This window comes from Paraburkholderia sp. BR10882 (assembly GCF_040948855.1).
GTDB classification, from domain to species: Bacteria; Pseudomonadota; Gammaproteobacteria; order Burkholderiales; family Burkholderiaceae; genus Paraburkholderia; species Paraburkholderia nodosa_A.
Genome location: NZ_JBFPKP010000005.1, coordinates 32,179 through 44,619 on the forward strand (window position 1 = coordinate 32,179; position 12,441 = coordinate 44,619).

Consider the following 12,441-nt stretch of genomic DNA (forward strand, 5'->3'; position numbering starts at 1 on the left):
GAATCAGGTGGGTTGGGTCGCTGCCGTCCGGCGCTCGTTTTCAGGCACGACTTCCCTGACGACGAAGAGATAGACGAACGCGGCGGCGAACGCCACCGCCGCGCTGATGAGCAGGGCGTTCACGAACGAATGCGTCTGGTCGACCACGATGCCGGTGATGACCGGCGCAAACGAGCCGCCGAAATAGCCGCCGAAGTTCTGCATGCTGCCGAGCGACGCCACGAGATGGCGCGGGGCCGCCACGCTCACGAGGGCCCAGGCTGCGCCGCTCGACATGTTCACGAAGAACATCGCGACGGAAACATAGGTAATGGCGAGCGCGGTGCTCGGCGTGTAGGCGGCCGGCACGGTGAAGGCCGCCGCGCCGATCAGCCCGACGCACAGCGGCCACTTGCGGCTGCGGATCGGCGCCATGCCGCGCTTGAGCAGGTAATCGGAAATAAAGCCGCTGCTGGCCATGCCGATCGTCCCGAACACATAGGGAATGGCGACGAGCCAGCCCGTATGCGCGATGGAGATATGGCGCTCCTTCTCCAGATAGCCGGGCAGCCAGGTGAGATAGAGCCACACCATGTAGATCACGCCCATGAAGCCGAAGATCATGCCCCACGTGTTGCGCTGCTTGAGCAGCATGCCCCATTCGGCGAAGCTCAGTGCGCTCTTCTTCGGTGCTTCGGTCGCGCCGTCTTCGAGCCATGCCGTTTCTTCGGACGTGAGCACGACCTGATCGCGGTTGCGATAGACCACATACCAGCCGACCGAGACGAGCACACCCAGCACACCCATGATGATGAACATCGGACGCCAGCCGAACGAGAGCATCAGCGCGGTGAGCAGTGGCGGCGCGATCATCGGCGCGATGGTCGAGGAGGAGACGAACGTGCCGGTTGGCGCGCCGCGTTCGCGCACGGCGAACCATTCGTGAATGACCTTGGCGCCCGCCGGAAAGAGCGGCGCTTCGGCGATGCCCAGCACCACGCGCGCCGCCAGAAAATGATTGAGCGTTTGAATGAAGCCCCCCGTGACCTGCGCGAGCGACCACACCAGCATGCCGAGCCCGAGCATCACGCGCGAGCCGAAACGGTCGAGCATCGCGCCCACCGGCAATTGCGCGAACGCATAGGCGAGCGAGAACGCCGAAAGCAGCAAGCCCATTTGCGAAGCGTTCAGATGCAGTTCCTCCGCCACCGAATGGTTGGCGATGGAAAGCGTGCTGCGGTCCAGATAGTTCACGATGCCCGCTATCGTCAGAAAGGCGATGGCGATCGTCTGGGTGCGTTTGAGCCGTTGCGATTTTTTGATCATGGGTCGTCTCCTTTTGGCTGTTATCGTGTGGGTGTCTTTGGGCGTGTATCAGTACGTGGCGCGGCCGCCGGAAAGATCGAATATCGCGCCGGTGCTGAACGTACAGGAATCCGAACAAAGCCATAGCGCGAGATCGGCGACTTCATCCACGGTGCCGAGCCGCCCGAGCGGACTCTTGTCGATCATCGTCTGCACATGGGCGGGCGCCATCTGCGCGAGCAGCGGTGTTTCTACGGCAGCGGGCGCAATGCCGTTGACGAGAATGCCCATCCGCGCGAGTTCCTTGCCGAGCGATTTGGTGAGCGCGATTACACCGGCCTTCGCCGCGCTGTAGGCGGACGCGTTCGGCGTGCCCTCCTTGCCCGCGAGCGATGCCACGTTGACGATGCGCCCCGAACCGGCGCGGCGCATGGCGGGCACGACGAAGCGGCAAACGTGATAGGTGCCCACCAGATTGACGTCGACGATGCGTTGCCATTCGGCGGGATCGTACGCATCGAGCGGCACGGTCGAACCGGCGAAACCCGCGTTGTTCACGAGGTAGTCGATGCGCCCGAACTCGGCGAGCGTCGCTGCCAGCGCCGCTTCGATCGTCTCGGGGCGCGTGACGTCGGCTTCGATGTGACGGGGCGCGTCCTGCGTATCCAGCGGGCCGGGCACGCGGTCCCAGTTGACCGTGCGCGCCCCGCCGCGCGCGAACGCATTGCAGATCGCGCGGCCGATGCCGCCCGCCGCGCCGGTCACGACGGCCACGCGCCCCGCGAAATCGTACCGGGCGCGGGTCATCGGATGAACTGGTCCACGTAATCCTCGCCAAGACCCACCGCCGCGTAATGCTTGCGGCACATGTCGATCTTCGTGAACACGTCCTCATAGCCCGTGTAGTTGCCCCACGGATCGCAATAGAACATCACGCCGTTGACCTGGAAGTAGGTGATCATCTCTTCGACGTCTTCCGGTACGTAGAGCGTATGCGTTTCGCCGGGCGGCTCGAACACGTAGCTGCCTTCGGTCGCTTCCCAGTCGTGCTCCAGATAGCGCCAGCGGCCCTTGAGCACCATGCCGTGAACGGCCTGCGGATGCCGATGCCTGCTCAGGACACCTGATTTACGCACGCGCAGCAAATTCATCCAGTAGCCCTGTGCCGTGTTCAGGCACAGCGGACGGAACCATACGTTCTCGGCCTGGGGTACCCACACGCGCTCGTCGGTGGGAATGGCGTGGGGAATGACGATTTCCTGCTGCGCTTCCTTGGGGAACGGAAGCTGATACGGCGTCATGGGGGAATAGGGCTTGTCCGTCATCAATTGCTCTCGTTATGTCCATAATATGGACGATAAGTCCACGATATGGTTCATTGTGCGGGAGGGATTTGATTAAGGTCAATGCCAGGGTTTCCCCGGGGCCGGCTGTCGTGCGCTTCAGAATTCAATGCCTTGCTTGTCGCACAGCGTTTCGATGAGCAGCCGCGCCGCGGGGGCGAGCGGCGCACCCTGGCGCGTGACCAGCTCATACGGTTCGCTGCGGGAAGCGAGGCGTAGCGGCAGGATGCAGGCCATCTCCTGGCTCGCGAAGAACTGCGCAACGTCGATCGACACCAGCGCGACGAACGAGGGATTGCCTTGCAGCAGCGCCAGCGTGGCGAACGCGGAGGTCGTTTCGAGCAGATGCGTGGGAAAGCGCAGTTCGGCCTCGCGAAACTCGCGTTCGAGCAACAGCCGCATGGGCATGTTGGCGCGGTAGACCACCCAGCGATACTTCTCCGTGTCCTTGAGCGTGAGCTTCTTCGCGCGGTGCAGCGGATGCCGCACGTTGGCGATCACGGCGAGCGTTTCGTCCTGCAGCTTGAGGCTCTCGTAGAGATGCGGCGTCTGGCTGACCGTGGTGCGGCAGATCGCGAGATCGAGCCGGCCCGCATCGATCTGGCTCAGCAGCGCAGCACTCGTGTCTTCGACGATTTCAACCGACATTTCCGGATGCGCCGCGATCAGCGTGGAAATCGCATCGGTCAGCAGCGGCACCGCGCCCATGATGACCCCCACCGCTACGCGTCCGCCACGCCCGCGCGAGAGTCCGACAAGCTCCTCGCGCAAATGCGTGAGATCGGTGTGGATCAGGCGCGCGTAGCGGATCGCGCAGTGACCGGCCTCGGTGGGCTCGAGACCTCGATTGGTGCGATTGAAGAGCGCGGTGCCAAAGGTCGTTTCGATCTCCTGCAATGCCTTGCTGGCGCCGGGCTGCGTGAGTGAGACCTGTTGGGCGGCCTTCAGCAGCGAGCCGTGATCGCCCAGGGCGATCAACAGCCGAAGTTGCTTCACATGGAGGCGGGAGATGATCGAGTTGAGCGACGGGGTCATGGGGTTGAGGAAAAGTTATAGCTGTATCAAATCTTCTCAATTACCGCGTATAAGGTGTCTCCCTATACTGGCCCAAAACAATAGCACCATGCGGCCGAAATGCGGTAATTGCATTGCCGTTGTCAGCGTTTGCCGCCGCAACGGCCAAATTCACTATAACTGAAGCTCAATCCTATGTCCCTCATCAACTACGTCACGCAAATCCAGTTCGATTTCGGCGCCATTCATTTGCTCCAGAACGAATGCGAACGTGTGGGCATCAGCCGGCCATTGATCGTCACGGACAAGGGCGTACGCGCGGCGGGGATCGTCGATAGGGTGCTGGGCGCGCTGGCAGGCGTTGCGCCAGCAACGATCTACGACGGTACCCCGCCCAATCCGAGCGAAGCGGCCGTGCGTGAGGCCGTGGCGGCCTATCTTGCAGGGGAGTGCAACGGCATCGTCGCCGTTGGCGGTGGCTCCGCCATTGACCTCGCCAAAGGCGTCGCCGTTTGCGCGACGCACGAAGGACCGCTGCAGCGCTTCGCGGTGATCGAAGGCGGCGCGGTGAACATTACGGCGAAGACGGCCCCGGTGATCGCCGTGCCGACGACCGCGGGCACCGGCAGCGAAGTGGGGCGCGGCGCCATTCTGATTCTCGACGACGGTCGCAAGGTCGGTGTGATCTCCCCGTACGTGGTGCCGCGCGTGGCGATTTGCGATCCGGAACTCACGCTGGGCTTGCCGCCCGGTTTGACGGCGGCGACGGGCATGGATGCGATCGCGCATTGCATGGAGACTTTTCTCGCGCCCGCCTTCAATCCGCCCGCGGACGGCATTGCGCTGGACGGCTTGTGGCGCGCGTGGCGTCACATCGAGCGCGCGACGCATGACGGCGGCGACCGCGTGGCGCGGCTGAATATGATGAGCGCATCGATGCAGGGCGCGCTTGCGTTCCAGAAGGGTCTGGGTTGCGTGCACAGCCTGAGCCATTCGCTCGGCGGCATCAACCCGCGTTTGCATCACGGCACGCTGAACGCGATTTTCCTGCCGGCTGTGCTGCGGTTCAACGAGGCAGCGCCTTCGGTGCGCGAGGAAGGCAAGCTCGACCGCCTCGCGACGGCAATGGGGCTAGGCAGCGGCGCCGAAGTGGCGCCTGCCGTGCGTACGATGACCGAGCGCCTGGGTTTGCCGACGGGCCTCGCGCAACTCGGTGTGAACGCCGGGCTGTTCCCCGAGATCATCAAGGGCGCGCTCAAGGATCACAGCCACAAGACCAATCCGCGCGAGGCCTCCGAAGACGATTACCGCGCCATGCTCGAATCGTCGATGTAAAGCGGCGCGGCGTTTTAGTCCCACGGCGGGGCGAGGCCCGTAGGGCGCACTTCACGACCGTTGCGTTCGAGCGCGGCGATCTGCACCATGTCGTCATCGTGAGTTCCAGCGTTTGCGCGAGCAGGTTGCTGGTCAGGTTCTCGCGCTTCGTCGAAGCGGGAATGATGGAGTAGTTCAGGCGCAGTGCCCAGGCGAGCGCCACCTGCGCGGGCGTGGCGTGGCGCCGTTCGGCAATCGCGCCGACGACCGGATCGCCGAGCACCTTGCCGTAGGCGAGCGTCATGTACGACGTCACGTGAATGCCTTCCTGCTTCAGGAACTCAACGAGCTTGCGATTCTGCAGATAAGGGCTCAACTCGATCTGGTTGGTCGCGATGTTTTCCTTGCCGACCACTGCGACAGCCTGCTTCGTCAGCTCGATATTGAAATTGGAAATGCCGATCTGTCCGGTCAGCCCTTGCAATTTCGCCTCGGCCAGTGCGCGCATGAATTCTTCGAGCGGTACGCCGTTGTTGGGCACGGGTCAATAAATCAGCGTGAGATCGACTGCGTCAGTGCGCAGCTTCTTCAGGCTCTCCTTCAGGCTCGGCACCAGCTTTTCACGCGCGTAGTTGTCGACCCAGATCTTGGTCGTGAGAAAGAGATTGTCGCGCGCGATGCCGGAAGCGGCGATCGCTTCGCCGACTTCGGCCTCGTTGCGGTAGATCTGCGCGGTATCGATGGCGCGGTAGCCGACTTCGAGGCCGTTACGCAGGGAGTCGATCACAGCCTGGCCTTGCAGGCGGAACGTGCCGAGGCCGAATGCGGGAATCTTGCGCATGTTGCTCTCCACAAAAAATGATTGGGTAACCTAATCGAAAATAGTGATTTAACGCGAGCGCCGGCTCATGACGATCCAGGACGAGGACGAGTGCAACGCCGCCAAGCGCGACGAACGCTGCAGCGTAGACCGAGGTCGCGGTCGAGCATGGCATCGTGCCTGGTGGGGCACCGGCTAGTTGGGCCACTTAGCCCGAAGCGTTCGCATGAGCGGAGTCCGGCGTTACCGCGGCTTCAACACTGTCGTCATATATTCCGTCGCGAATTCTGTGAATGCCTGCACGCGCAGCGGCAGCCGCCTTTGAACGGGATAGACGATTTGCGCGGCGAGTGGTTTCGCCTGCCATTTCGGCAAGACGCGCACGAGGCGGCCCGATATCAGATCCTCCTCGATCAGCCATTCCGGCAACACGGCCAGGCCCAGCCCCATGCGCGCGGCCTCGCGCATGCTTGTCACCCCCTCCGAGATCATCACGGGCTCGATCTGCAACGTATACGTTGCCGCGCCCGAATACAGCGTGACATCTCTCGAACCGCCGAATTGCCGGCTCGAAAGTGCGATCCACGGTAAGGCCTGGAGACTTTCCGGTTTGCTGGCGAACTTGTGATCCTTGAGGAAGGCGGGCGAGGCAACCGGATAGCGGCGGATCTCGCCCAGCGAGCGCGCCACGACGCGATCGTCAGTGAGCACGCCAGCGACGATACCCGCGTCGCAGCCCTCTTCGATCATGTGCAGCGGGCGGTTCGAATAGGCCAGCTCCATTCTCACTGCCGGGTGCGCCTGGATAAAGCTGCTGATCATCCGGCTCACCACGGACTGGCCAAAGTCGATGGTGGAGAACACGCGGATATTGCCGCTCAGCGCGCTCTGGTCGCGCCGCATGCGCTGCGCGGACTCCTCGGCTAGCGCGAGCAGCGCCTGGGCGTCGGCAAGGAATTGGTGGCCGGTTTCGGTGAGGCTCATGCGGTGCGTGTCGCGCCGCAGCAGCGCCGCGCCGCATTGATCTTCGAGCGAACGCAACTGGCGGCTCAGCGTGGGCTGGCTCAGATTCAGCTTGCGGGCCGCCGCGGAGATGCTGCCGCTCTCCACGATGGCAACGAAGGCCTGCAGCAGGCCCAGGTCGTTGAATATGGTCATACGCCGGGAGCATAACCGATATTCTGGCTATGCGGCTACCGTGGAGCGTTGGCTGGCGGGAAGATGCACCCATCGCATCACGTTGCATCACCCACCCAACCGGAACGGAGAGTCACCATGAGCACGCAAGCCAACACCAGCAAAGTCGCGATCGTCACCGGCGCTTCCCGCGGGATCGGCGCATCGATCGCCAGACGCCTCGCGGGCGAAGGCATCGCAGTCGTCGTCAACTACGCCGGCCGCGCCGCAGACGCCAATGCGGTCGTGGAGGACATCAAGGCCGCGGGCGGTCGCGCCGCGGCGATTCAGGCAGACGTGGCCGTGCCCGCCCAGGTGGCCGCAATGTTCGACCAGGCCATTACGCTCTTCGGCGGCGTGGATATCGTGGTGAACAACGCGGGCATCATGCAGCCGGGCCTCGTCAATCTGGCCGATACCGATGACGCCCTGTTCGACCGGCTCGTCGCGATCAACCTCAAGGGCACCTTCAATACGCTGCGCATTGCCGCGAAGAAGCTGCGCCAGGGCGGCCGCATCGTCAACTCTTCGAGCAGCATCCAGGCGCTCGCGCTGCCGGGCTACTCGGTGTACGCCGCCACCAAGGCTGCCGTGGAAGCGATGACCAACATCTTCGCCAAGGAACTGCGCGGCCGCAATATCACGGTGAATGCGGTCGCCCCCGGGCCTACCGCAACCGAACTGTTCCTCAAGGACAAGACGCCCGAGCAGATCGAACGCCTCGCAAAGATGCCGCCGCTCGAACGGCTCGGCCAGGCGGACGACATCGCCGAGGTGGTCTCGTTCCTTGTCGGCAACGGCGCAGGCTGGATCGACGGTCAAACGATCCGTGTGAACGGCGGCATTGTTTGATGTCCTGATCAAGCGTTTCATGACGAACAAGGAGCCCATCATGAAGAAGGTCATTGTCGTTACCGGCGCATCGAGCGGTTTTGGCCGCCTCGCTGCCGAAGCACTCGCGAGCGCCGGTCATACCGTCTACGCGTCCATGCGCGCGAGCGCCGGGCGCAACGCCCCGGTCGTCGCGCAGATGGCGGAATTTTCGCTGCACAAGGGCGTGGATCTGCGCACCGTCGAACTCGACGTGCAGTCACAGGCGTCCGTGGACGCGGGCATCGCCCGCGTAATTGCCACAAGCGGGCGTATCGATGTGATCGTCCACAACGCGGGCCACATGGCCTTCGGGCCGGCCGAAGCGTTCAGCCCGGAGCAGTATGCACACCTGTACGACATCAACGTGCTGGGCACGCAGCGGGTGAACCGCGCGGTGCTGCCGCACATGCGCGAGCGGCGGGAGGGCCTCGTGGTGTGGGTGTCGAGCAGCAGTTCCGCGGGCGGCACGCCGCCTTATCTCGCGCCGTATTTTGCGGCGAAGGCCGCCATGGATGCGATTGCGGTGCAGTACGCACGCGAGCTTGCGCGCTGGGGCATCGAAACGTCGATCATCGTGCCGGGCGCCTTCACCTCGGGCACGAATCACTTTTCGCATGCGGGCAGCCCGGAAGACAAGGGCGTCGTCGCCGCCTATGAAGCCGGCCCCTATGCCGGGTTCGGCGAGCAGATCCAGGAGGCGTTTGCCGCCATCGTGCCGCCGCAAGCCGACGTGGGCCTCGTGGCCGAGGCGATCGTCGATGTGGTCGATGCCCCCTTCGGGAAGCGGCCCTTCCGGGTGCACGTGGACCCGACCCAGGATGGCGCGGACGTTGGCTTTGCCGTACTGGACCGCGTGCGGGCGGAGATGCTGCATCGCGTGGGCCTCTCCGACCTGCTCGTGCCGCGCGGGCACGGCGACGCGTGATGCCACCGGCGGCGGGCGGCGGGGCGCGCTTACTCCGTGAGGCACTCCGACGCCTCGAGCCCGCGCAATGCCGCTTCGAACTCCTCGACAGGAATCGGGCGGCAGAACAGATAGCCCTGATACGCGTAACACCCGGCCGAGGCGAGGAAGGCGCGCTGCTCTTCGGTCTCGACCCCTTCGGCGATCACGCCGAGGCCCAGGCTGTGCGCGAGCGCCACGATGGTGCGGGCGATCGCGGCGTCGTTCGGGTCGACGAGGACATCGCGCACGAAGGATCGATCGATCTTCAGTTGAGCGAGCGGCAGGCGCCTCAAATACGAAAGCGACGAATAGCCGATGCCGAAGTCGTCGAGCGCGAAGACGACGCCGTTCGCCTTGAGCGCCTCCATCTTCTCGATGATCTCCTGCACGTTGTCGACCAGCACGCTTTCGGTCAACTCGAGCTTGAGCCGGTCCGCTCTTGCGCCAGTCTGTTCGAGCGTGGCCAGCACGCTTTGCACGAAGTCGGGCTGGTGCAGCTGCTGCGCGCTGACGTTGACCGCAATGGTCAGATGCTCCGTGTCGGGCTGCGTGGCCCAGCGCGCCAGCTGGGTGCAGGCCGCGCGCAGCACCCAGCTGCCCAGCTCGGCGATGAGCCCGGTTTCCTCGGCCACGGGAATGAAATCGGCCGGGTACACGAGCCCGCGCAGCGGATGACGCCAGCGTACCAGCGCCTCGACGCCGGTGACCCGGCCGCTGTCGATCTGCATCTGGTAGTGAAGCACGAACTCTTCGTTCTCGATGGCTTCGCGCAGTGCCGCTTCGAGCGCGGCACGTTCCACCACGACCGTCTGCATGTCGGGGTCGAAGAGGCGCACCGCGTTGCGTCCGCGTTCCTTGGACTTGTACATGGCGAGGTCGGCCTGCTTCATGAGGTCGTCTGTCGTCGCCTGCAAGCCCTTGAATACGGTTGCGCCGATGCTCGCCGTGCTGCGGTAGTCGATCTCGTCGAGTCGATAAGGATTCCCGAGCACGGCGAGAATCCGCTCGCCCAGGGCCTCGGCCTGGCGGGCCGCTTCGCAGGGAACGGGGTTCAGGTTCCCCACCACGACGACGAACTCGTCGCCGCCCACGCGCGCCACGGTGTCGCCCGCGGGTATGCTCGCCGCCAGGCGTTTGGCCACTTCCTGCAGCAGCAGGTCGCCCTTGTCGTGACCCAGTGTATCGTTCAGCGTCTTGAAGTGATCCAGATCGATGAACAGCAGGGCGCCGCTCGTGCCGTTTCTTGCGCTGTCGGTCAGGGCGTCTTTCAGGTTGTCGAGCAGCAGCGTGCGATTGGGCAAGCCGGTGAGCGCGTCGTAGAAGGCCAGCTCCTTGATGCGCTGGTCGGCGATCTTGCGCTCGGTGATGTCGCGCCCGCTCGTGCGGAAACCGATGAAGTCGCCTTTCGAGTCGGTAATCGGCACCCACGAGGCGCAGAGCCACATGAGCGAGCCGTCTTTGCGTACGCAGCGGAACTCCAGATTGTCGCCACGCGAGCCCAGTTGCGCGCCCCGGAACTCGGGCGCGACGTAGGAGGCATCGCCCGGATAGATCACGGTGCAGGCGAAGTCGCTCATGGCCATGCATTCGTCGACGGTATAGCCGATGTACTGCTCCACCGCCGAATTGATCCAGCGCGGCTTGCCTTCCGGCGACCACCAGATTTCCCAGTTGACCGTACAGTCCGCAATGGCGCGGAATTTTTCCTCGCTTTCGCGCAGTTCCTTCGTCATCGACGAGGCAAGACGTATCGCGCGGCTGCGGCCCGTCATCATGAGGCGCGTGAGCAGCGCGAGCAGCAGGCTCAGACCCGTTCCGGTGATTGCGATGAGCGTTGCCGCGTCGCGGCCGAAGCGCGCCTTGAAGCCGTCGCGCGCCATCAGCTTGAGCATCCAGTCGTGTCCGCAGACCACCAGATATTCGGTTGCCGAAAGATCGCTGGGCAGGTGAGGGGCCGGGGCACCCGACGTTCTGTAGAGCAACGCGTCCGGCGACGATTCCACGCCGTCGTAGATGGAGACCGAAAGGCCGGGCGGTTCCTCGCCGTAAAGGCTGGCAATGACGTCGTGCATGCGAAAGGACGCATAGACCCAGCCTACCAGCTGCGCCTGGCGTTCCGTGGCGTTTTCCGGCGCGGAACCGCGTGCGTAGACGGGCATGTACATCACGAAGCCGGGGTCGGCGCCGGGATCGGTGTCGACCGAGAGGCGCACCTTTCCTGAAATGGTCGCCATGCCGGTGTCGCGCGCCTGCTCCATGGCGCGCCGGCGCACCGGGTCGGCCCAGGCGTCGAAACCGGGCGCCGCGCGGTTGGCGCCGATATACGGCTCGCGCTGGATGATGGGTGCGTAGTTCGCGCGCGGACCGTCGGGCTCGATCGAGTAGCCCGGCACGCCGCGCTGCTGCATGGCCGCGATATGTGCGGCCTTTTGCGTTTGCGGCACCCACGCGACGATGCCGATGGCCTGGATGCCGGAAAAGTTGGCGTCGAGAGTGAGTGTATTGACGTACGCCCGGAACGCGTCGCGATCGACCTCGCCGGTGGCGGCAAAGAGGCTCTGCACGCCGCGCAGCAACAGCTGGTAAGTGCCCATGCGCTGTTCGATGCGGCTCACGACGTCGCCGAGTGAGTAATCGAACTGCGTCAGCAGTTCGTGGCGAGCCGCTTCCCGCTCGTGGTTCCAGAGCGTCCAGGTCACGCCGAGCGCGGCGGCGAGAACCAGTAGCGGGAGCAGAACGAGGCGCGTCCGGGTCATGGCGGCGTCTAGAAGGGGACCATCGAATCGGCGAGGTCAGGCTTGAAATACTTCGTGAAGATGCGCCGCACCGTGCCGTCCGCGATCATTTCGTTGACGAGGGCGCGCCACTTGTCCCGCTCCTCGGGCGAAAGCGCCTTCTTCGACATGATGAGTCCATGCGGAATGGGTGGATCGTCGAACTCCACGATATTGGTCACGCTCCGAATCTTCGCTTCATCGATGGCGGGATAATCGAACGGCTCGATGATCATTCCCTGAATGCGGCCAAGGATCAGCGCCTGGTAAAGCGGCTCGAGGCCCCCGGCCTGACTCACGCGGTTTTCGGCCGAGAGCGAATCGACCAGCCGGTTGGCCGACTCGCTATAGCGGAAGCTGCGGATCACGCCGAGCTGAAACTTGTCGTTGTGCTCGAAATCGGCCAGTTGATGAATGCCTGAATCCTTGCGAACCAGCAGATAGTACTTGTTGCTGAAGTACCAGGCAAAATCCGCGTATTGATTGCGCTCTTCGTTGGCAATGCCCGACAGACTGAAATCGAGCGCGCCCGATTCGATGAGCTTCCAGATGCGTGCGCGCGACATCAGGCTCACGCGAATCTGGCAGCCGCTGCGCCGCGCGAGGGCGTCAGCGAAGTCCTTGTCGATTCCCGTGTCGGTGTCGACGGAGTAGAGCAGCCCGTGATCGTGTAAGGCGAGCGTAAATGAGCGCGAGCAGTCGGGGCCCGCGGCAACCGCGGTGCCAATGCAACCGAGCGCGAGCAGCAGGCCGCCAAGGCAGGTTCGAATCACAGCGTCTCCGTTGCGTGTCAATGGCCCGATAGCGGTGCACTGGGCGGAAAACAGACTCCACGTCTTATCGGCAGCGTGCTTCAATTCTTGAGACAATTCCAATTGTTTTTTTTGCACGCTTTTC

Annotated in this window: 10 protein-coding genes and 1 pseudogene; 3 read left to right on the forward strand and 8 right to left on the reverse strand. The window is 63.9% G+C overall.

The window, feature by feature from the left end; genetic code table 11:
* Positions 1 to 3: 3 nt before the first annotated feature.
* The 4 genes from AB3X99_RS14970 to AB3X99_RS14985 all read right to left on the reverse strand — a co-directional run bounded on the left by AB3X99_RS14970 (position 4) and on the right by AB3X99_RS14985 (position 3,662).
* Positions 4 to 1,305: an MFS transporter gene (locus tag AB3X99_RS14970; protein WP_342948317.1), complete on the reverse strand. Its 1,302-nt coding sequence runs from the start codon at positions 1,303 to 1,305 to the stop codon at positions 4 to 6.
* Between the two features lie 48 nt (positions 1,306 to 1,353).
* Positions 1,354 to 2,091, reverse strand: coding sequence for an SDR family NAD(P)-dependent oxidoreductase (locus tag AB3X99_RS14975; protein ID WP_342948316.1), 738 nt, complete (start codon positions 2,089 to 2,091; stop codon positions 1,354 to 1,356).
* A complete protein-coding gene (locus tag AB3X99_RS14980; protein ID WP_069262353.1) occupies positions 2,088 to 2,609 on the reverse strand; it encodes a 2,4'-dihydroxyacetophenone dioxygenase family protein in 522 nt (173 codons plus the stop codon). The genes AB3X99_RS14975 and AB3X99_RS14980 overlap by 4 nt, the downstream gene beginning before the upstream one ends.
* A gap of 117 nt (positions 2,610 to 2,726) precedes the next feature.
* Positions 2,727 to 3,662 (reverse strand): LysR family transcriptional regulator, encoded by a 936-nt coding sequence (locus tag AB3X99_RS14985; RefSeq protein ID WP_069262352.1) that lies wholly within the window; start codon positions 3,660 to 3,662, stop codon positions 2,727 to 2,729.
* Between the two features lie 174 nt (positions 3,663 to 3,836).
* Here AB3X99_RS14985 and AB3X99_RS14990 point away from each other — a divergent pair, with 174 nt between their 5' ends.
* A complete protein-coding gene (locus AB3X99_RS14990; protein WP_368617371.1) occupies positions 3,837 to 4,976 on the forward strand; it encodes an iron-containing alcohol dehydrogenase in 1,140 nt (379 codons plus the stop codon).
* Between the two features lie 14 nt (positions 4,977 to 4,990).
* Here the strand turns inward: AB3X99_RS14990 and dkgB are convergent.
* Together dkgB and AB3X99_RS15000 are read right to left on the reverse strand one after the other, a co-directional pair.
* Positions 4,991 to 5,796, reverse strand: a pseudogene (gene dkgB, locus AB3X99_RS14995) (2,5-didehydrogluconate reductase DkgB).
* A gap of 222 nt (positions 5,797 to 6,018) precedes the next feature.
* Positions 6,019 to 6,933 carry a LysR family transcriptional regulator gene (locus tag AB3X99_RS15000; protein ID WP_368604709.1) on the reverse strand — a complete coding sequence of 305 codons (915 nt, stop codon included), beginning with the start codon at positions 6,931 to 6,933 and terminating at the stop codon, positions 6,019 to 6,021.
* A 117-nt stretch (positions 6,934 to 7,050) separates the two neighbouring features.
* On the opposite strand from AB3X99_RS15000, the gene AB3X99_RS15005 reads away from it, so the two are divergent.
* Positions 7,051 to 7,803 (forward strand): SDR family oxidoreductase, encoded by a 753-nt coding sequence (locus AB3X99_RS15005; protein ID WP_368617372.1) that lies wholly within the window; start codon positions 7,051 to 7,053, stop codon positions 7,801 to 7,803.
* A 40-nt stretch (positions 7,804 to 7,843) separates the two neighbouring features.
* A complete protein-coding gene (locus AB3X99_RS15010; RefSeq protein WP_069262445.1) occupies positions 7,844 to 8,749 on the forward strand; it encodes an SDR family oxidoreductase in 906 nt (301 codons plus the stop codon).
* Positions 8,750 to 8,778: 29 nt separating this feature from the next.
* Here AB3X99_RS15010 and AB3X99_RS15015 read toward each other — a convergent pair whose 3' ends face one another.
* Together AB3X99_RS15015 and AB3X99_RS15020 are read right to left on the reverse strand one after the other, a co-directional pair.
* Positions 8,779 to 11,526, reverse strand: a complete 2,748-nt coding sequence (locus tag AB3X99_RS15015; protein ID WP_342948312.1) for an EAL domain-containing protein — start codon at positions 11,524 to 11,526, stop codon at positions 8,779 to 8,781.
* 8 nt (positions 11,527 to 11,534) lie between these two features.
* Complete coding sequence (locus AB3X99_RS15020) at positions 11,535 to 12,317, reverse strand: ABC transporter substrate-binding protein (protein WP_069262347.1); 783 nt, start codon at positions 12,315 to 12,317, stop codon at positions 11,535 to 11,537.
* Positions 12,318 to 12,441 lie beyond the last annotated feature (124 nt).

Bases quoted from the DNA above. Each gene is read 5' to 3' on its own strand.
- AB3X99_RS14985 (WP_069262352.1), bottom strand. From the start codon at position 3,662: ATGACCCCGTCGCTCAACTCGATCATCTCCCGCCTCCATGTGAAGCAA.
- AB3X99_RS15015 (WP_342948312.1), bottom strand. From the start codon at position 11,526: ATGACCCGGACGCGCCTCGTTCTGCTCCCGCTACTGGTTCTCGCCGCC.
- AB3X99_RS15005 (WP_368617372.1), top strand. From the start codon at position 7,051: ATGAGCACGCAAGCCAACACCAGCAAAGTCGCGATCGTCACCGGCGCT.
- AB3X99_RS14980 (WP_069262353.1), bottom strand. From the start codon at position 2,609: ATGACGGACAAGCCCTATTCCCCCATGACGCCGTATCAGCTTCCGTTC.
- AB3X99_RS14975 (WP_342948316.1), bottom strand. From the start codon at position 2,091: ATGACCCGCGCCCGGTACGATTTCGCGGGGCGCGTGGCCGTCGTGACC.
- AB3X99_RS14990 (WP_368617371.1), top strand. From the start codon at position 3,837: ATGTCCCTCATCAACTACGTCACGCAAATCCAGTTCGATTTCGGCGCC.
- AB3X99_RS15000 (WP_368604709.1), bottom strand. From the start codon at position 6,933: ATGACCATATTCAACGACCTGGGCCTGCTGCAGGCCTTCGTTGCCATC.
- AB3X99_RS14970 (WP_342948317.1), bottom strand. From the start codon at position 1,305: ATGATCAAAAAATCGCAACGGCTCAAACGCACCCAGACGATCGCCATC.
- AB3X99_RS15010 (WP_069262445.1), top strand. From the start codon at position 7,844: ATGAAGAAGGTCATTGTCGTTACCGGCGCATCGAGCGGTTTTGGCCGC.